At 49.4% G+C, this 19,513-nt stretch carries 19 protein-coding genes, 1 tRNA gene and 1 pseudogene; 11 read left to right on the plus strand and 10 right to left on the minus strand.

Annotated elements, in window-relative coordinates; translation table 11 throughout:
* Window positions 1-166: 166 nt before the first annotated feature.
* Both epmA and efp read right to left on the minus strand, forming a co-directional pair.
* Window positions 167-1,147, minus strand: a complete 981-nt coding sequence (gene epmA / locus C2M36_RS00015; RefSeq protein ID WP_105253182.1) for an elongation factor P--(R)-beta-lysine ligase — start codon at window positions 1,145-1,147, stop codon at window positions 167-169.
* A 110-nt stretch (window positions 1,148-1,257) separates the two neighbouring features.
* Window positions 1,258-1,824 (minus strand): elongation factor P, encoded by a 567-nt coding sequence (gene efp / locus C2M36_RS00020; RefSeq protein WP_105188478.1) that lies wholly within the window; start codon window positions 1,822-1,824, stop codon window positions 1,258-1,260.
* Window positions 1,825-1,866: 42 nt separating this feature from the next.
* On the opposite strand from efp, the gene epmB reads away from it, so the two are divergent.
* Window positions 1,867-2,883 (plus strand): EF-P beta-lysylation protein EpmB, encoded by a 1,017-nt coding sequence (epmB, locus tag C2M36_RS00025; protein ID WP_105253183.1) that lies wholly within the window; start codon window positions 1,867-1,869, stop codon window positions 2,881-2,883.
* Window positions 2,884-2,915: 32 nt separating this feature from the next.
* Here the strand turns inward: epmB and C2M36_RS00030 are convergent, their stop codons facing one another.
* Entirely contained in the window at window positions 2,916-3,128 is a 213-nt protein-coding gene (locus tag C2M36_RS00030; RefSeq protein ID WP_105253184.1) for a hypothetical protein, read from the minus strand.
* 119 nt (window positions 3,129-3,247) lie between these two features.
* On the opposite strand from C2M36_RS00030, the gene C2M36_RS00035 reads away from it, so the two are divergent.
* The gene (locus C2M36_RS00035) at window positions 3,248-3,547 is read left to right on the plus strand and encodes a prephenate dehydrogenase (RefSeq protein ID WP_105253185.1); all 300 of its coding nucleotides are present in this window, start codon (window positions 3,248-3,250) and stop codon (window positions 3,545-3,547) included.
* Window positions 3,548-3,631: 84 nt separating this feature from the next.
* Here the strand turns inward: C2M36_RS00035 and C2M36_RS00040 are convergent, their stop codons facing one another.
* The 4 genes and pseudogenes from C2M36_RS00040 to C2M36_RS00055 form a co-directional block, all read right to left on the minus strand.
* Window positions 3,632-4,144 (minus strand): DUF3016 domain-containing protein, encoded by a 513-nt coding sequence (locus C2M36_RS00040; protein ID WP_105253186.1) that lies wholly within the window; start codon window positions 4,142-4,144, stop codon window positions 3,632-3,634.
* A gap of 352 nt (window positions 4,145-4,496) precedes the next feature.
* Window positions 4,497-6,144, minus strand: a pseudogene (gene groL, locus C2M36_RS00045) (chaperonin GroEL).
* A gap of 58 nt (window positions 6,145-6,202) precedes the next feature.
* Window positions 6,203-6,490, minus strand: a complete 288-nt coding sequence (locus C2M36_RS00050; RefSeq protein ID WP_105188484.1) for a co-chaperone GroES — start codon at window positions 6,488-6,490, stop codon at window positions 6,203-6,205.
* A gap of 111 nt (window positions 6,491-6,601) precedes the next feature.
* The gene (locus C2M36_RS00055; protein ID WP_105253187.1) at window positions 6,602-7,096 is read right to left on the minus strand and encodes an FxsA family protein; all 495 of its coding nucleotides are present in this window, start codon (window positions 7,094-7,096) and stop codon (window positions 6,602-6,604) included.
* A 139-nt stretch (window positions 7,097-7,235) separates the two neighbouring features.
* Between C2M36_RS00055 and cutA the strand changes: the two genes are divergently transcribed.
* The 6 genes from cutA to C2M36_RS00085 all read left to right on the plus strand — a co-directional run bounded on the left by cutA (window position 7,236) and on the right by C2M36_RS00085 (window position 12,391).
* Complete coding sequence (gene cutA, locus C2M36_RS00060; RefSeq protein WP_105253188.1) at window positions 7,236-7,556, plus strand: divalent-cation tolerance protein CutA; 321 nt, start codon at window positions 7,236-7,238, stop codon at window positions 7,554-7,556.
* An 11-nt stretch (window positions 7,557-7,567) separates the two neighbouring features.
* On the plus strand, window positions 7,568-9,385 hold the full coding sequence (locus C2M36_RS00065) for a protein-disulfide reductase DsbD (protein WP_105253298.1): 1,818 nt from the start codon (window positions 7,568-7,570) through the stop codon (window positions 9,383-9,385).
* 238 nt (window positions 9,386-9,623) lie between these two features.
* Window positions 9,624-10,076, plus strand: coding sequence for a type II 3-dehydroquinate dehydratase (aroQ, locus tag C2M36_RS00070; protein WP_105213430.1), 453 nt, complete (start codon window positions 9,624-9,626; stop codon window positions 10,074-10,076).
* A gap of 25 nt (window positions 10,077-10,101) precedes the next feature.
* Complete coding sequence (gene accB, locus C2M36_RS00075) at window positions 10,102-10,560, plus strand: acetyl-CoA carboxylase biotin carboxyl carrier protein (protein WP_105253189.1); 459 nt, start codon at window positions 10,102-10,104, stop codon at window positions 10,558-10,560.
* A 27-nt stretch (window positions 10,561-10,587) separates the two neighbouring features.
* On the plus strand, window positions 10,588-11,928 hold the full coding sequence (gene accC / locus C2M36_RS00080; RefSeq protein ID WP_105188490.1) for an acetyl-CoA carboxylase biotin carboxylase subunit: 1,341 nt from the start codon (window positions 10,588-10,590) through the stop codon (window positions 11,926-11,928).
* A gap of 386 nt (window positions 11,929-12,314) precedes the next feature.
* Window positions 12,315-12,391, plus strand: a tRNA-Ile gene (locus C2M36_RS00085).
* Between the two features lie 125 nt (window positions 12,392-12,516).
* Here C2M36_RS00085 and C2M36_RS00090 read toward each other — a convergent pair.
* Window positions 12,517-12,981, minus strand: a complete 465-nt coding sequence (locus tag C2M36_RS00090; protein WP_105253190.1) for a TlpA family protein disulfide reductase — start codon at window positions 12,979-12,981, stop codon at window positions 12,517-12,519.
* 157 nt (window positions 12,982-13,138) lie between these two features.
* On the opposite strand from C2M36_RS00090, the gene C2M36_RS00095 reads away from it, so the two are divergent.
* The 3 genes from C2M36_RS00095 to yjjG all read left to right on the plus strand — a co-directional run bounded on the left by C2M36_RS00095 (window position 13,139) and on the right by yjjG (window position 15,315).
* Window positions 13,139-13,993, plus strand: coding sequence for an HDOD domain-containing protein (locus tag C2M36_RS00095; protein WP_105253191.1), 855 nt, complete (start codon window positions 13,139-13,141; stop codon window positions 13,991-13,993).
* 86 nt (window positions 13,994-14,079) lie between these two features.
* Complete coding sequence (yjjX, locus tag C2M36_RS00100) at window positions 14,080-14,634, plus strand: inosine/xanthosine triphosphatase (protein WP_105253299.1); 555 nt, start codon at window positions 14,080-14,082, stop codon at window positions 14,632-14,634.
* A gap of 3 nt (window positions 14,635-14,637) precedes the next feature.
* Window positions 14,638-15,315: a pyrimidine 5'-nucleotidase gene (gene yjjG, locus C2M36_RS00105; protein ID WP_105253192.1), complete on the plus strand. Its 678-nt coding sequence runs from the start codon at window positions 14,638-14,640 to the stop codon at window positions 15,313-15,315.
* A gap of 65 nt (window positions 15,316-15,380) precedes the next feature.
* Here yjjG and nagP read toward each other — a convergent pair whose 3' ends face one another.
* Together nagP and C2M36_RS00115 are read right to left on the minus strand one after the other, a co-directional pair.
* Entirely contained in the window at window positions 15,381-16,688 is a 1,308-nt protein-coding gene (gene nagP / locus C2M36_RS00110) for an N-acetylglucosamine MFS transporter NagP (protein WP_105253193.1), read from the minus strand.
* Window positions 16,689-16,857: 169 nt separating this feature from the next.
* Window positions 16,858-19,485 (minus strand): family 20 glycosylhydrolase, encoded by a 2,628-nt coding sequence (locus C2M36_RS00115; protein ID WP_105253194.1) that lies wholly within the window; start codon window positions 19,483-19,485, stop codon window positions 16,858-16,860.
* Window positions 19,486-19,513: the final 28 nt, after the last annotated feature.

Raw genomic sequence — 19,513 nt, forward strand, 5'->3', positions numbered from 1 at the left:
GGCCGACAATTGATGCCGAAAATCCATTGTTGTAGGTCAGGCTTTAGCCTGACAAAAGCGCAAGGCTGAAGCAATTGCCGGGAATCTGACCATTAACAGCCCTTGCAAGGCTAAAGCCTCGCCTACAGATATTATTAAGATCCGTGCGCACAGCCCTATGCGGGCACTAAGCTCGATCAACATCGAAGCTTAACACTTCTTTGATATGCTGCTTTTTACACGCCAGCATCACCAGGCGGTCGATTCCTAATGCCACACCGGCACAAGCGGGCAAGCCGGCTTCTAACGCACCGAGTAAGTGTTCATCCATATCCACTGGTTTAAGGCCGCGCTCGATGCGTTTAGTGTTGTCTTTTTCAAAACGCTGTCGCTGTTCGGTGGCGTCGGTTAATTCATTAAAGCCATTGGCCAATTCTAGGCCCTGAAAATACAGCTCAAAACGACCGGCGACGCGCGGGTCTTGCTCATTAAGTCGAGCAAGGGCGGCCTGAGAAGCGGGAAAGTGATACACAAAACAGGGGCGCTGTTGCCCAATTTTCGGCTCGATCACCATGCAGAAAAGCAATTGCAGCAAAGTATCGGCATCGCGCTCGATTGCAGCTATGTCACCAAAGCCTTGTGCGGTGGCCACCTGTTTTAGCTCGTCCAGGGTAATGGTTAAGGGATCTATGGCCAGCACCTTAAGAAATGCCTGCTGGTAACTGATACGTTCAGCGGTCCCGCTACCGAGCACCAGTTGCATCAACTCATCTATTTCGTCCATCAGGGCAAATTCATCGAAGCCGGGGCGATACCACTCTAACATGGTAAATTCGGGGTTGTGATGACGGCCATTTTCTTCGTTACGAAACGCCTTACAAATTTGATAAATAGCACCGCTACCCGCCGCCAATAGGCGCTTCATGGCGTATTCCGGAGAGGTTTGCAGATACAAGGGTAAACCTTGGGCATAACCCTGGCCGACAAATTCGGTGGCAAAGCTTTGCAAATGCTCATCGGTCACGCTTGCCTGTGATAAGGACGGCGTGTCTACCTCCATCACCTGGCGGGCGAAAAAGAACTCACGAATTTGCCGCAAAATGTGTGCACGCTGCTTCAAGGTGTCAATCTGTGCACTGGGTTGCCATAAAACATCTTGCCGATTCATTCGCTTTTCCTCATTTGCTTAAACTAAGACATAAAAAATCCCAGCGCGGCGAGCCGGGCTGGGCTTATCCCTAAGGGCTTATCCCAAAAGGATTGTAACGCTAACAGCGTTTATTTTACACGGCTTACGTATTCGCCAGAGCGCGTATCAACCTTGATCACTTCACCGATTTGGATGAACAAAGGAACACGAACCACCGCACCCGTGCTAAGGGTTGCAGGCTTACCGCCGGTACCGGCTGTGTCACCTTTTAGGCCCGGATCCGTGTCCGTTACTTCCAGCTCAACAAAGTTAGGCGGAGTTACTGCAATCGGGTTGCCGTTCCACAGGGTGATGGTACATGAATCGTTTTCAACCAACCATTTAACGTTGTCGCCAACCGCTTTTTCGTCTGCGGCGATCTGCTCAAAAGTGTCGTTGTTCATGAAGTGCCAGAACTCACCGTCGGTGTAAAGGTACGCCAAATCGGTATCCATTACGTCGGCCCCTTCCACCGTCTCGCCAGATTTAAAGGTCTTTTCTAAAACCTTACCAGAGATCAGCTTACGTACTTTTACACGGTTAAACGCTTGACCTTTACCAGGCTTAACAACCTCATTTTCAAGGATGCTACAAGGCTCGCCGTCCATCATAAATTTAAGGCCACCCTTGAACTCGTTGGTGCTATAATTCGCCATCTTGTCCTCTAATAAACAATTTCTCGAGTAATTAACCTGTCAATGATACAAAGAATCGAAGTAAATTTGCATAAAAACTGGCAAAAAGAATTGGCCGAGGTGGTTACTCGTCCCGAAGAGCTGCTTTCATTACTCGAATTACCCCTAGAGGAATTTCTTCCCGACAACGAAGCGAGAAGCCTTTTTAACCTGCGTGTGCCACGCCCCTTTATTGCCAAAATGCAAAAGGGCGATCCCCGTGACCCCTTGTTATTGCAGGTTTTACCGCGCCGACAAGAGTTTAATCTAGCCCCTGGCTACAGCACGGACCCACTGGCCGAGCAAGACAATTCACAGCCCGGCTTGCTGCATAAATATCGCTCACGAGTGCTTTTAGTGTTTAAATCGGCCTGCGCCATAAATTGCCGCTATTGCTTTCGTCGTCACTTTCCCTATGCGGATAATCAGCTCAATCGCGCTGCGTTAGAGGAAAAGCTGGCGTATGTCGCCGCACATCCTGAAGTAAATGAAGTGATCTTAAGCGGCGGCGACCCGCTGATGGCCAAGGACGAGCATATCGGCTGGTTTGTTGCGCAACTTGAAGCCCTGCCCAATGTAAAACGTCTACGCATCCATTCCCGCCTGCCGGTGACCATTCCCGCTCGTATCACAGAGACACTGTGCGATACCCTGGCCAACACCCGATTGCAGGTGGTATTTGTGCACCATATTAATCACGGTAATGAGGTAGACGCGCATTTTGCCAACGCCTGCGCCAGACTCAAAGCCGCGGGTGTAACCCAGTTGAATCAGGCTGTGCTGCTAAAGGAAGTCAATGACAAGATTGATGCGCAGGTAGAGTTAAGTGAACGCTTATTCGCCGTGGGTATTCTTCCCTACTACTTGCACCAACTCGACAAGGTGCAAGGTGCAGCCCACTTCGAGGTCAGCGATGCCGAAGCCAAGGCCCTGATGGCGAAAATGCTCAGTGCCCTGCCCGGTTTTTTAGTGCCCAAGCTGGTAAGAGAAATTGGTGGCGAGCGCAGTAAAACGCCCATTGATCTGCACTTAGAGCCATAAAAATACGAGCTCCTTTCGCTAATTACTAGGGTCTAAACCCGGATATTGATGTGATTACCCAGGGTAGACGTAACGCCTGTATTTTCACTTTGCACTCCTTGCGTGGCACTTGTGGCCGACTCAATCAGCGCAAGAGCCGCCTGGCCTTCAATTTCTTGCTGTTTTTTCGCAAGCGCCGCACTGTAAACCTCGGCACCATCGCCACCGGTAACCATAGTGGGAAGTGTACTGCCCGATATATTCATTACCCTTACCTGACTTTTTACCTGAATCCACGTACCATATCGGCCAATTGTGTTAGAGCTTTAGCTAATGCGTTTAGATAAAACATAAAGTAAACCGCAAAGAGAAATAGACCCTGGATATGAATTCGATTATTGAAAAACTAAACGACAACCTTAAACTCGCCTATCGTCAAGCGCTCGACGCAGATCAAAAGTTAGATCAGTTGCAAAAAGACGGCCATGGTAAATTCCAGGCATTATTTAACGAGGACGCGGGCTTTACCTTCGCCGCTAAACGCTTTAAGCCCTATGTGCTTGATGTTGCTGCCGATATTGAGGCACTCAGCAATGCAGAGGAGCTTGATGAAGCCCTGTTGAAAACAGCCGTACTCAAGCTGCAAAACCTGCTTGCGCTGTTAGCGACCTTTAAGACGCAGTAGCGGCCAATCCTTGTCGGCGCTTAGCGCCGGCAAGTACAATGTAAAGGCACCCAGGCCGCTTCAACGTCAGCCGAGATGATTGGATTAGCGATAGACCTTCTGAGGCTCTATTCCTAGCTCTGGGTACAGTGAGTCCTGAAACCAAGAGCTGATCAAGCGAAAGTCATAATAGAACTCTTTATCAGAATGAATTGAACGCATTCGGTCCATGTAACTCATATCTTTAATGTCGACATCGCCACTACTAAGTACCTTCCCGTCTTTATCCACCAGCTTATAGCTAAATTCAATACGTGGAATATAGACGGGTTTCATCACCCGAAATTCATTCATACCAAAGCGAACTTCACCGGCCAGATCCAAGTCGGTTATCTCGGCTTTAAACACGCTGCCTTCTGGCAAATTCTGCGCCTCAAAATTAAAGTGTTTGTCGAATTTTTTCATCAAACGATCGTGATAAGGCTTTTTCACTTCATTACTAGGGCGCGCATCGGCGTAGTCATTTAAATCCTGCCACTTGATCTTGGCCTCACCGGCATAGCTTGCCGCCGATGCCGCCATGGCCAGTAAGGCCACTAATACCGTACTTACTTTCATGCTGTTCTCCGTTTAAGTCTGCTATACCAATTCTGTTAAGTATGTGACCAGATATAGCGCTGGATAAATGATGTGATAACAAGGCGGGATTTTTCTTATGTAGTTATTCTACATAGAAAAATTCCAACGCAGTTAGCACGATATTTAGCCCGCTAGAATGATTAGCTATTTAAGTGAATTGGTATTTAATATAGACCCGTTCACATGCATTTAGATCACAAATCAATCAACAAGTTCGTTACCAAGCGTAATCTTTCATTGTCATTTGTAGCTATAGCAAGGGATTAAGTCAATGCACAAAAAAACCCAGCCTAAGCTGGGTTTTTTTGAAGCTAGATAGCTAGGGGGATGATCACATCATGCCGCCCATACCACCCATTCCGCCCATGCCGCCCATATCTGGAGCAGCTGACTCATCCTTAGGAATTTCAGCAACCATGGCTTCTGTGGTGATCATTAGACCGGCAACAGAGGCTGCGAACTGCAGTGCAGAACGCGTTACCTTAGTTGGGTCCAGGATACCCATTTCGATCATGTCATTGTATTCGCCGTTTGCCGCGTTGTAACCATAGTTACCGTCGCCCGCTTTAACTGCGTTAACAACAACAGATGCTTCATCGCCTGCGTTAGAAACGATTTGACGAAGAGGCGCTTCCATCGCACGAAGTGCAACGGTAATACCGTGGTTCTGGTCTTCGTTGTCAGCAGTTAGTGATGCAATCTTAGAAGCAACACGTACTAGCGCAACACCACCGCCAGGTACTACACCTTCTTCAACCGCGGCGCGAGTTGCGTGTAGTGCATCTTCAACGCGGTCTTTCTTCTCTTTCATTTCCAACTTCGGTCGCAGCGCCAACCTTGATTACCGCAACACCGCCGGCTAGTTTAGCCATGCGCTCTTGTAACTTCTCTTTATCGTAGTCTGACGTGGCTTCTTCGATTTGTGCCTTGATCTGACCAACGCGGCCATCGATAGCGGCTTGCTCGCCAGCACCATCGATAATGGTGGTGTCATCTTTAGTGATCACAATGCGCTTCGCCGTACCTAGGTCTTCCAGGGTCGCTTTTTCTAGCTCTAGACCGATTTCTTCAGAAATCACAGTACCATTGGTCAGAATCGCGATGTCTTGTAGCATGGCTTTACGACGGTCACCAAAGCCTGGCGCCTTAACCGCAGCCACTTTAACGATACCGCGCATGTTGTTTACTACGAGTGTTGCCAGTGCTTCACCTTCAAGGTCTTCGGCAACGATAAGCAGTGGCTTGCTGGTCTTAGCAACCGCTTCCAAAGTAGGAAGTAGCTCACGGATGTTTGATACTTTCTTGTCAACCAGAAGGATGTGCGGGTTATCTAGCTCAACCTGGCCTTTTTCGGCATTGTTGATGAAGTAAGGAGATAGGTAACCACGGTCAAACTGCATACCTTCAACAACGTCTAGTTCGTTTTGCAGTGATTGACCTTCTTCAACGGTAATAACACCCGACTCGCGGCCTACTTTTTCCATTGCTTCAGCAATGATGTCACCGATTTCAGAGTCAGAGTTTGCTGAGATAGTACCAACCTGAGCGATTGCTTTGGTGTCTGAACATGGTACTGAAAGGGCTTTTAGCTCTTCAACGGCGGCGACAACGGCTTTGTCGATACCACGCTTAAGGTCCATTGGGTTCATACCCGCAGCAACGGCTTTAAGGCCTTCGTTTACGATAGCTTGTGCAAGCACTGTTGCAGTTGTTGTACCGTCGCCGGCTGCATCGTTGGCTTTAGAAGCAACTTCTTTCACCATTTGTGCACCCATGTTCTCGAACTTGTCTTCCAGCTCGATTTCTTTCGCTACTGAAACACCGTCTTTAGTGATAGTCGGTGCGCCGAAAGACTTGTCTAAAACAACGTTACGGCCTTTAGGACCTAAAGTAACTTTTACTGCATCAGCTAATACGTTTACGCCTTTTAGCATCTTAGTGCGAGCGTCATTTGCAAAACGAACTTCTTTTGCTGCCATTATTCTTTCCTCAAAATTCTGTTTAATTCGGTTCTAAGTTCAACATCAGGGAGGCGAATTAGCCTACGATACCTAGGATGTTGTCTTCGCGCATGATCAGGTATTCCTGGCCTTCGATCTTTTCAGTCTTCTCAACGTAAGAGCCGAAAAGAACGGTATCACCTGCTTTTACTTCTAACGCGCGTACTTCGCCGTTATCCAATACACGGCCATTGCCCACTGCAACTACTTCACCACGTGAAGATTTCTCTGCGGCAGAACCGGTAAGCACGATGCCGCCAGCAGACTTGGTTTCTTCTTCTAGACGCTTAACGATCACGCGATCATGTAAAGGACGAATGTTCATTTGTTTAGTTCTCCTAACAGTTTCTGAACAACTACAGAAAAGTCTTAAAATTTGTTTTCTTCTCTTATGGGGGTGAGCAAATTAAAACCCAAGAGTAAAAATTAAAAATTTTTATTCTTTGCGTTCAAATTCCCCTTCGATTGTGCTGTTTGATTGGCCTCGTTCAGAGTGCACCGAATGCTGTTCCGAGGTGTGATGACGTGTATGCGAGCTGTGATAATGAGCACTGAAGCCACCTCCTTGGGTCATGTGCACCTGCGCTTGTGAGGCGAAGGCAGCCGACATGCGTTTGCGCACCGCCGGAGTGAGTAATAAGAAGCCGAATACGTCGGTCACGATTCCCGGGGTTAGTAAAAGCACACCGGCAATAATGACACAAATACCCGTAAACATTTGCTCAGCTGGCATTTGCCCTTGCGCCATTTGCAACTGTGCATCGCGCATTGCCCCCATGCCTTGTTGCTTTACTAATTTTGCACCTATGATGGCGGTCACCACAATCAGGGCTATGGTCGCAAAGCCGCCAATAACGTCACTTACCTGGATTAACAGGGCAATTTCGATGATGGGAATAATGATAAAAAGTAGGAATAATGCTCTAAACATAGGGAGTCTCGTTTAAGTCGATGAAATAAATGTGCGGCTGACAAGGTCACTTTTCAAGTCTTCTGCCGAGCTTCTATAGGTTTTGACCTTGCTATCGGCTAGTATGGGGTTAGAAAAAGAACGCATAAAAAGGTTCAGTATGACTACCCACTATCGGCTGATATTTACAACCTGCGCGAATAAGCAAGAAGCGCGGGCCATGGCAGAGCAACTGGTGCAGTTAAAATTGGCTGCGTGTGTGAACATCCTTCCTGAAGTAGAGTCTATCTACATGTGGCAAGGAGATGTGACCACCGCGACCGAAACCAAGCTGCTGATCAAAACAAAATCCGAAAAGATGAACCAAGTGATTCAAACCATAAAAAAATTACACAGCTACGAAGTGCCTGAAATTCAGGTTATTGATGTAGCAACGGGAAACTTGGCCTACTTTAATTGGATGGATGAGGTACTTAATTAATGCAATTGCTAATGCGCGTCTGGCTACTCATACTCACCTTGGCCTTTAGTGCTGGTTCCTGGGCCAATAACTCAGTGCTGGATAGTTTGCTCAATACCCAGGCAACCACGTTTTTACCCGTTGAACAGGCCTTTAAGCTGGACTTTGATCAACAAGGTGAAACCCTGTTTATCGGCTGGGATATCGAACCCGGCTACTACCTATATAAGCATAAGTTAGAGTTTGCCGGGAAAGGGGCGACAGTGACTCCCCCCACGGAACTGCCCGACGGGGAAATGATTGAAGACGAATTTTTCGGTCGCACAGAAGTGTATTTTAACGCCGTGAGCTTTACCGTTAAGGTCAGCGATATTACCGATGGTGCCTCAGTCAAGGTACGCTATCAAGGCTGTGCGGAAGCCGGCCTTTGCTACCCGCCCGAAGTTATTGAAATCCCGCTCTCCGTGGTTGGGAGCACAGCAAATACAACAACGACCGGTGCCGTGACCGACGCGCTCATGGTACAAGACACACCTAAAGAGAAAGAAGATAAGAGCGGCCAAATTAATAATGAAGGTGAGCAATCACTCACTGAGCGCTTGGCCAATCAAAGCCTGGTAACCAACCTGGTGTTCTTTTTTGTGGTCGGTATTGGCCTGGCCTTTACCCCCTGCGTATTCCCCATGTTCCCTATTCTCTCCAGCCTAATCGCCGGACAAAAGCACCTTTCGACCAGTAAGGCCTTTAGCCTGTCCTTCGTCTATGTGCAGGGTATGGCCATCACCTATGCGCTCTTAGGATTAGTAGTGGCTTATTTTGGTGGCCATATTCAGGGTTATCTGCAACACCCTTATGTGCTGATCAGCTTTAGCCTGCTGTTTGTGTTACTAGCACTGTCTATGTTCGGTTTTTATGAGATCCGTCTGCCGCAAGGCATGATGGAGCGTCTAACCAAGGTCAGCAACAAGCAACAAGGCGGTAATTATGCCGGGGTCTTCCTGATGGGTGTGCTCTCCGGCCTGATCGCCTCGCCATGCACCACGGCTCCCCTCTCGGCGGCACTCCTATACGTAGCCCAAAGTGGCGACTATATGATTGGTGCGCTAACCCTGTATGCCCTCAGCCTGGGCATGGGTCTGCCACTCTTACTGCTGGGCACCTCGGGAGGCAAACTCCTGCCTAAGGCCGGTGGCTGGATGGAGCAGGTAAAAACCCTGTTCGGCTTCTTGATGTTATTCGTGCCCTTAATTCTGCTTGAGCGTATTTTGCCGTTCGAGGTGATCTTACTTATGGCCGGGGTGTTAAGCATAGCCACCGCTATTTATCTGCATTATTGGCAAAGTGGCCAAACTCAGGGCAGAGGCAAAACGATTCTTTGGGCCATGGCCATGACCCTGTTCATTAGTGGTTTAATGCTGGTTAAAAACTATGTCTGGCCTCCGACTGAGGTTAAGCAGGTGCAAGTTCAGCAACAAACCGCCAGTGGTGAATTTATTCAGGTTGCTAACCTAACAGAGCTCAATGAACTGCTTGCCGTTACCGAAGGCCTAGTTATGGTCGACCTTTATGCCGACTGGTGTGTGGCTTGTAAGGAGTTTGAACACTACACCTTTCCCAAGGAGCAGGTGCAACAAGAGTTTAAACACTTTACCCTGGTTCAAATCGACTTAACCGACACCAATGACAGCTCCATCGAGTTGATGGAACAATTTACCGTGTTCGGCTTACCCAGTATCTTGTTCTTTAACCAAGATGGTAAAGAACTTCCGGAGTTAAGGGTCACCGGCTTTATGGGTGCCGACGACTTTGCCACGCACCTGCAAAAAGTGCGTAACCATACCAACAGCTAATCAAGCCCCAATCTAGCGAAGTGCCATAACGGGCACTTCGCTCCTTTCTTTTGCTAATCCCACAGATTTCGCTGCCCAAGGTGATTAGACCAGTATTTTGCTGCTATTTTCCTCGAACTCACTATAATAGTTCGCTAAAGTGAGAAAAATTTGCTATTTGCAACTTTTACCCTTAAGTTTACTACTAATATTTGTATAAACGCTTATAACTCACAAGTTAAAGGATTTTAGTCGCATTATGACTGCAAAGTTTAAGATTTTAGTTATCAACGGCCCAAACTTGAACATGTTGGGTCGTCGCGAGCCAGACAAGTATGGCTCCAAGACATTGGTACAAATTACCGATGAACTAAATGATGCAGCCGCGGCACTTAATGTTGAGCTAGAGCACTTTCAAAGTAATAGTGAAGCGGCCCTGATTGAGCGTATACATGATGCCTGGCAGCAAGTTGATAGTATCATTATTAACCCTGCCGCATTTACGCACACCAGTGTCGCCCTGCGTGACGCCTTACTAAGCGTTGCCATCCCCTTCTTTGAAGTGCACCTGAGCAACATTCATCAACGGGAAGCCTTTCGCCATCACTCTTATTTTTCCGATGTGGCGCAAGGTGTTATCTGTGGTTTTGGTGCAATGGGCTATCACTTCGCGCTGCAAGCAGCGGTTAGCCGGTTGCAAGATTCGAATTAAAAACTAACTAATAGGCGGGTTTTTCATGGACATTCGCAAAATTAAAAAATTAATCGAGCTTGTTGAAGAAACAGGTATTGCTGAACTAGAGATCACCGAAGGTGAAGAGTCGGTACGTATTAACCGTCACAGTTCTGCTCCTATGGCTATGCCACAACAGTACACAGTTGCAGCCCCAGCGGCCGCTCCTGCACCAGTAGCAGCTCCTGCAGCTGAAGCACCAGCAGCAAGCGCTCCGGCACAACCTACTGGCCACCAGGTTAAATCACCTATGGTAGGTACTTTCTACTCGGCTTCTTCACCTGAAGCGGCTGCATACGTAGAAGTAGGCACAAAAGTGAACGTAGGCGACACCCTGTGTATCGTTGAAGCGATGAAGATGATGAACCAGATCGAAGCGGACAAAGCCGGTACGGTTAAAGCTATCCTGGTTGAAAATGGCGAGCCAGTTGAGTTCGATCAACCACTTTTCATCATCGAATAATCGCGCAACCCAAACAAGGCATCAACTATGTTAGATAAAGTTGTTATCGCAAACCGAGGTGAAATTGCACTTCGCGTGTTGCGCGCCTGTAAAGAGCTAGGTATTAAAACGGTAGCGGTTCATTCAACCGCAGACCGCGACTTAAAACACGTGCTCCTTGCAGATGAGACTATTTGTATCGGTAAACCGGCCGCCAGCGAAAGCTACCTGGATATTCCTCGTATTATCGCCGCCGCTGAAGTAACCGACGCGGTAGCCATTCACCCTGGCTACGGTTTCCTTTCTGAAAACGCAGATTTTGCCGACCAAGTCGAGCAAAGTGGCTTTATCTTTATCGGTCCTAAGGGCGACACCATTCGTCTGATGGGTGATAAGGTATCGGCTATCGAAGCCATGCGTAAAGCCGGCGTACCTTGCGTACCAGGTTCAGACGGCCCACTAACGGAAGACAACGAGCGCAACATGCAAATCGCTAAGCGCATCGGTTACCCGGTGATCATCAAGGCCGCCGGTGGCGGTGGTGGTCGTGGTATGCGTGTGGTTCGCAGTGAGAAAGAGCTTGTAAACTCAATCGCCCTGACTCAGCAAGAAGCTAAGCAATTCTTTGGTAACGGCATGGTTTACATGGAAAAATTCCTTGAAAACCCTCGTCATATCGAAGTTCAGGTACTGGCCGATGGTCAAGGTAATGCTATCCACCTAGGTGAGCGTGACTGTTCAATGCAGCGTCGTCACCAGAAAGTTGTGGAAGAAGCGCCAGCTCCGGGTATCACCGCGGAAATGCGTAAGTACATCGGTGACCGCTGTACGCGTGCATGTATCGAAATCGGCTACCGTGGTGCCGGTACATTCGAATTCCTATATGAAAACGGCGAGTTCTACTTCATCGAAATGAACACCCGTATTCAGGTAGAGCATCCAGTAACCGAAATGGTAACCGGTATTGACCTAATTAAAGAGCAGCTAAAAATCGCTGCCGGTCAGCCGCTGTCTATTACGCAAGACGACGTTGTGATCCGTGGCCATGCCATCGAATGTCGTATTAATGCTGAAGACCCGAAAACCTTTATTCCTTCGCCGGGTAAAATCACCCGCTTCCACCCTGCAGGTGGTCTAGGAATTCGTTGGGACAGCCACATTTATGCGGACTACACGGTACCACCGCATTACGACTCAATGATCGGTAAGTTGATCTGTTACGGTGAAAACCGTGACGTAGCCATTGCTCGCTCACGCAACGCGTTGAATGAGTTGGTAATCGACGGCATCAAGACCAACACCGAGCTGCACAAGATTATTTTAGCGGACGAGAACTTCCAAAATGGTGGCACTAACATCCACTATCTAGAGAAGAAACTAGGTCTGTAAATTAAATTGTTAAGCAAAGCCAAAGCCGACATTTTGTCGGCTTTTTTTGTATTGAGCCTTTGAAAACAATGGTGAGTGGCTGATAGGACAATAAGTAAGCAGTTGATTTCTACAAACTTAAATAAACCCCCTTCAGCTAGTGACAAGGCCTGGAAAAGTTTTTATACTGCTCGGCGCTTACCTAAGGATATCTCCTATCCTGTAAAAACAAGGTAAGCATCGAGAATACAAAATGGCCCTATAGCTTAGGTGATGAACGTAAGCCAAAGGCTTTGAGAAGTGATTTAACATCACTTCGAAAGTGAAGAACGCGAGGTCGTGGATGACCGAGCTGAGTGCAGATCATCATGGACGTGTATACTCCGACTGCACCAAGTACACAAAATGGCCCTATAGCTCAGTTGGTTAGAGCGCACGACTCATAATCGTTAGGTCCCTGGTTCGAGTCCAGGTGGGGCCACCATTTTTCCTACTTTTCCTTGTGAATTACGCCCCCGAAATAAGCGAACTTTGTGTCTTTCGTATACAAAAAAGCTGAGTCAGCTAATAACCCAACTAAGCCTTAGAGCTTAAAACCACTTCGATAAACTAATTAAAATCAGTGAGCGCCCCGGCCAATGAGCCCTCAGGTTTTTCAACCACACGTAATAGTTCTGTCTCGCCATCGAGGACGATAAAGGTGGGGGTGTATTTAAGCTTAAACAGCTCGGCCAGGCCCTTGTCGTCTTGTTTGTTGTAATCCACGGCCACCAGTTCGAGCTGGGCGAGTTCAACCTTGCTCAGTGCCAGTAACTTTAGCAGTCGTGGTACTTCGCGCTCGCTGTCATGACACCAGGTGCCGAATAATACCAACACGGACTTGCCCGTGAGCTTGTGCATCTGTGCCAGCTCGTCATCGCTTGGCGTAAAATCATCGTAGGCCGTGGCAAAAGTTTCATATTCACCCAGTAAACTGCCGCTCTCAATCACGCCGATAAAGGGGTTATCGTCGGCATGTGCCGCTGTTGTCGCTAAGGCCATAATAAAAAAGCAGAGTGTTAGAAGGGTACGCATGGTTATCAATTCTTGTGGTTATTATCTAGGGCCATTATGGCCTTGTTATTGAGTCTTGTCTTGCCTTATTGGCATCTGCGCCGCCGAGCGCCTGTACCAGTTGCGCTAGCGGCGTATGGGAAATCGGCTAAACTTATGATGCAGGCACGGGGGTAATATGCAGGGCATAGATGACAAGGTTCTTTCACAACTTGAGGTGGGTTTTAAGCTACCCGTTAAACCGGCTGCGCTTAATCGGCTCCAGACTGAATTGAACCAAAGCAACCCTTGCCTGGATAAGGTCAGTGAATTGATCACCGCCGATGTCGCCCTGGCCGCGGCGGTTTTACGTCTGATTAATTCGCCCGAGCTTATGTCCGAACTAGAAATCACCGATGTAAAGCAGGCGGTTAAATTGTTGGGCCTCAACACCATCAGCCACCTCACCTCCCGCTACTTGGTTAAACAAGTTTTTGATCAATCGAGTTGTTGTATTTCTCTGGCCCGCTTTTGGGACAGTGCCACCGAGATATCACGGTTATGTCTGTATCTGGCTCAAGGACTAAGACGCGATATCGCCCTCGACAATGTGCAAACCTTAGGTCTGTTTCATGATATCGGCATTCCGGTGATGGCCATGAATTTTCCGGACTATGTACAGGTGCTCAATGCCGCCAATGACGATGGCCAGGTTTCGCTCACAGCACTGGAGGATCAGCGCTATCCCTGCAACCATGCCATGCTGGGATTTTATATGGCTCATTCCTGGCATCTTCCCAGTTCGCTGTGCAACATTGTGCTGCATCATCATGACGTAAACTTCTTAGACGAGCCCCACAGCGAAGACGAGAAGCTGTACTACGCCATCTTGAAAGTCGCCGAGAACATTGCCCATGTGCATAAGCGCTTTCGCGATATTAATCACTGGCATCTTCTTGAGCCAAAATTGTTCGCGACCTTAGGCTGGCAACATCAAGATTACCAAACACATCTGGACGATGGCCAAGGCCTGTTGCTCTTCAGCGCTGACTAAACGACTTCTTCGACATTAATCTCAGGGGTGTGTGCCCTCAATACGGCCATGATACAATGGCCCAAAGCACTCCGAAGGACGAGGATATGGCAGCAAGCTCCGCTGTAAAACAACTTAAGCTGATTGTCGGCTCCAAAAACCCAGTTAAAGTAAATGCCGCAAAGGCCACCCTGGCCACCTACTTTCCCGACCACCATATCGAATGCCTGGGTGTCGACGCCCCTTCCGGGGTTGCCGACCAGCCACTGGGCGAACCTGATACCCTGCTTGGCGCCGAAAACCGAGTGCGCTACTGCCAGGAGCATTACCAGGGGGATTTCTATATGGCCATGGAAGGAGGCGCTGCCCGCTTCGACTATGGTGCCGCCACCTTTGCTTATGTGGTGATCGCCGATAATCATCAATTGAGCGTTGGCCGCAGCTGCAACCTCCCATTACCTGAATCGCTGTTCGAAAAGTTACAACAGGGCCAGGAGCTTGGCGATGTCATGGATGCCGCCTTTAATACCACCAATATCAAGCAACAAGGCGGCGCCATTGGCCTGCTGACCCGTGGCCATGCCACCCGCCAAAGCACCTATCAACAGGCGCTTACCCTGGCCATGGCGCCCTTCAATCACCCCGAACTATTTTCGAGTTAAGCCATGCGTTATCCCTGGATATTATTTGATGCCGATGAAACCCTGTTTCATTTCGATGCCTTTGCCGGCTTGCAGGCCATGTTCGCCAAACTCAATGTTGCCTTTAGCGAGCAGGACTACCGCACCTTTGAGCAAGTAAATAAGCCGCTGTGGGTGCAATATCAGAACAACGAGATCAGTGCCAAGCAACTGCAGGAGCAACGTTTTATGTCCTGGGCCGAGCGCCTGGATATCGCGCCCCAGCAGTTAAATCTGTGGTTTATGGAGGCCATGGCGCAAATATGCCAGCCCCTGCCCGGCGCTATCGAGCTGTTAAACGCCCTGCAGGGCAAGGCTCGACTGGGGATCATTACCAATGGCTTTACCGAGCTACAAAGCGCCCGCCTGGAGCAAACGGGTTTAAAGGGCACCTTTGAGTGGTTGGTGATCTCCGAGCAGGTGGGCTATGCCAAGCCGCACATGGCGGTGTTTGAACACGCCTTTACGCTGATGGGCAACCCGCCGAAAAGTGAGATCCTTATGATCGGCGATACCCTGGAGTCAGATATTCAAGGTGGCATCAATGCCGGTATCGACACCTGTTGGCTTAATCGCCGGGAAAAATTGGCGCCCGCACATTTAACCCCAACCTATGAGGTTAAGTCGCTATGCCAGCTGCGCACCCTACTGCTGAACGCCTAGCCATAAAAAATGCCAGCATACGCTGGCATTAACACGGGATGGTTGCCACTAATTCTTGATTCCGATCACTTCCAGGAAGTCATCTTATGGCCTTTGATAGCATAGAAAAGAATAAACAAATAACAAGGCAACATGACTAAATAAGCACTCTGCTGTCCCTGAGCACCGCCCTCACTGCCACTTGCCAAGCCCCAGAATAATGGCCCGAATGCACCACCGGCTATCCCCATAATTAAAAGCCCCGAACCCACGCTGGTCAGTTTACCCAGGCCGGACAGCGCCAGCGGCCATACCGCGGGCCACACAATGGCATTGGCAAAGCCAAGCACGGCAATCAGCAATAGAGGATCGGGCAGCGCCACGCCACCAAAAGGCACCAGCAGGGTGTTTGCAATCAGGGTCGATTGTGCATCGCCAAAGACAATCGCCAAGGTCAGCGCACAGCCAAGTATTGCTGAGCTAGTCAGAGCCGTTTGTTGTGATAGCACCCGAGGGATCAACACAATCCCTAAGGCATAGCCCACGACCATACAGACCATGGTATAGGAGGTCATAACACTGTACTTTTCCACCCCCAACGCCAGCGCAAAGGTGCCTATGGTGTCGCCGGCAATCACTTCAACGGCTACGTAAACGAATAACGCCAGCACACCTAAAGCCAGATTAGGACGTGCCAAGGCAGCCTTCACCTGGCCTTTTTCATGGGCTTGAGTATCGTCATCGATTAATTCGGGCAAGGGTGAGAATTTAACGGCCAGCGCCAACACACCGATAAACAGGGCCATGCCAATGTATGGGAAGATCAGGCTATTGGCCATCTGGTCAATTTCTTCCTGGCTTAGATCTTTACCCACTAAGCCGGTAAAGTTACTTAAAATCAATGCCGTAAAGACCATGGGTGCGAGCACACCAGCACTCTTATTCAAGATACCCATAACACTGACCCGTGCTGCCGCCGACTCTTCAGGGCCGATGCGCACAACATAAGGGTTCACCGCGGTTTGCAGCAGGGTTTGCCCTATGCCCATCACCAGTTGCGCAAACAAAAACAGGGCAAACACCTGAGTTTTGGCCGCCGGCACATATAAAAAGCCGGCCAGCATCATCACCGCCATACCTAATGCCATGCCATTCTTATAGCCAATCTTCTTGATGATGATCGCCGAAGGCACCGCGGTAAAGGTCACGGCGATATAGAAGGAGAATAAAATAAGTGAAGCCTGCAAAGGCGTTAAATCCAGAATTTGCTTTAGATAAGGCATCAATGAACCATTGAGCCAGGTTGCAAACCCGAGGATAAAGAACAGGGTGGCAACAATAGCCATAGGCACAAAGTTGCTTTGTTTTTTGGTTGTAGACACTGTTGCTTCCATAACACTTTCTCGTTGTCGAATTGTTTACCTTTAAGGTGGTTGCGCCACTTTCTAGTCGCGCAAACGGCCATTAAAAGCGCCATTTATTATTATTTTTTAGTCGTAAAAATGAGCAGTTCAGAATACCAATTAATTGCCATTTTTGACAGCGCTGACATGCTCTCCGCCTTTACTGTACGGACACCGACGTGGTGCGGCTGACCTGCTCTTGTACTTGAGTACGCAGTAAAATTTCACCGGGCTCTGCAGGCTTAAATGGCTGCTCATACAGGTGCCAGCTAGCGCCCTGATCCAGGCTATATTCTATCTTCAAGCCGGCAAAAGCACTGTTGGCCACCACACGACCCTCACTGAACTTAGCACCAGGCACCGGCAGATGCAGGGCAATACCATCGCGGTCCAGCTTGGCCAGCTCCTTATGCGCCAAGGTGGCGGAAAATGCCTGCCAGTCTTGCTCACGTAAGCGCGCATCCACCCGCTCACCTTCCCAAGGAGCCTTGCTCCAGGCCCGCTCAGCCACGGCCAACAGGCGCGGAAATACCATGGCCAGCAGTTGCTCCTCGGTGCGTATGGTTTCCGACCATACCTGACCCTGCATGCCGAGAATATTCTCCGGCTTTTGCAAAGCAGGCATGGGCCTTCCCACCAAGGCTTCAAGGTTGTCTATGGCGGCGCCGGTGCGAGTAAAATCGGCATTGGCGTAGACGTTATCCGGCATGTAAGCAAAGACCTTTTTGGTATCGGTATAGCGAGTCGCCCAGTAATAGCCGCGCTCTTCGGGATGCGGCTCATAGGGATGATCAAAATACAAATGCGTACCATGGGAGAGCACCACCTGATAGCCGTCATTGGCCAGGCGATAGGCCCTGTCGGCCACGCCCCACTCCCAAATATTATCCCAGGCATTGGTAAAGAAGGTTTTGTTCGCGTATTCATCGCGATTAAAAGAGTTCACCTTGTCGTACATAATGCCGTCTTCCCAGATCCCGGGGGCAATGCCGCGTTTGTGCAATAAGTCGGCGACGCGCTTGGTAAAGTAGGGCTTTAAATCTGCGACCCCGGCAACGCCATTATTGGGTTCGGCAAACAGTGCCTGACAGGCGGGAGAGCCCACCCAGGATCCCGCGCCGACCTCATCGCCACCGATATGCAAATAGTTCAGCTTGGTGCCAGCCTCGCGGTACATCTGCTGCAACTCATAGGTAACCTTGTCGATAAAAGCATAGGTGGAGTCCATGCACACATTCATCGAGTTATCCGTGTAATTCTGCACCGTGATATAGCTGGAGCTGTCCTTGGGATCGGTCAGCAGGTATTGGGTTGCCTTAGATAAATCAGCGCCTGAAAACTCCTCGCCCCCGTTTGTTGGGGTGAGCAGCGAGTTGCTGGCCACGGCTTCGGCCTGGGCTTTCAGTTTACGGTAACGCGCCTCCATGGCTTTAATGGACGCCCGCGCATGGCCTGGGCCTTCTATTTCCGGAATGATGTCGATATGGCGAGCCTTGGCAAAGCGCAATAACTCTATAAAGTCGGCGCGATTCAAATAGCCGTTACCCGAGCCTGATTTAAAGGGCCCGGTACCCAGCTGCGTCAGCAAGCAGCGGTCTTCAGCCAGATCGAAGCAGCGGTAGGCGCCCACCTCGGTCAACTCTTCCAATCCGGGGATCTGCAGACGCCAGCCCTCATCTTCCGAGAAATGCCAGTGCAAGCGATTCATCTTGTATCGCGCCATTTGCTCGACCAGCTTAAACATGGCCTCTTTACCATGGAAGTTACGGCCATTGTCATAATGCATGCCCCGCCACGGATAGCGGGGCGCGTCGCTTATCTCCACATTGGCCAGGGTCGGACTGCCCGTTGCCGGCAACAAGGCCAACAGGCTTTGCATGCCATAAAAGGCGCCGGCATTGTCGGCTCCGATAATGCGAATATGCTCACCGTCTATCTCCAGGCGATAGCCTTCTTTGTTACCGATTTTGCTATCAACGCCTATGCTGATCAGCTTGTTGTTGGGCGCGTCTATATGATCGGCCTGCGCCTCGAGAGCCAGTTGATACTTTTTCTCTAAGTCGCCCTGAAACAAGGCTACTTCCGCCTGCAATTGTCCGGCATAACGAATTTGCCAGACATCAGACAGGGTGGTTTTGCCGCGATTAACCTCAAGCTCCTGGGGCTTAGGAATAATGCGCGTTTGCACCTGCTCGTCTTTCACGCTCAAGGGGCTGCTATTAAGTTCATAGCGCAGCTCGGCGGTCATTAAGGGGGTGAGATCTTGAGGCTGGTTATAGCGACGCAGCTGTTGCTCCTGGGTAAAAGGGGCAACAAAATCGCCAAAGTCTTCGCTGTCGGTATTGGCAAAAATGGCTGGCTCGGTATTGTGGCCCACCATAAAGGCCCGGGGCATAAAGTCGCTGTAGGCAACTATCCAGACCGCCGCCTCAAAAGGAATTTCTAATTGCTCACCGGCCGCTAGGCCGTTAAAGCTGGACGTCGGACTAAGACGATGCAGATCGCCATTCACATGCTCAATACGCAAGCCCTGGCTGATACCCTCATTAATTTTTCGCACACTGTGCAGGTAAATCTGCCAGGGTTGTTCACCGGCGGGCAGGCTGACTCCAGAGCGGTTAGTAAGCGTAATACTGCCAAGAAAGCTCTTATCCTCATTATGGAAGTTGCTGTTTACCGCAAACATGAACTCGGTGTTTGTGGCAAACGCGTTTATTTGCTCCTGGCTTAGTTGTGCCTGTACAGCCAAGGGCATTATTAACGCCGCAATAAGGCTCGCTTTAAACATGCTTACTCCTGGTCCTGGACCTTAGATT

Source organism: Pseudoalteromonas sp. T1lg75 (assembly GCF_002964705.1).
GTDB lineage: Bacteria > Pseudomonadota > Gammaproteobacteria > Enterobacterales > Alteromonadaceae > Pseudoalteromonas.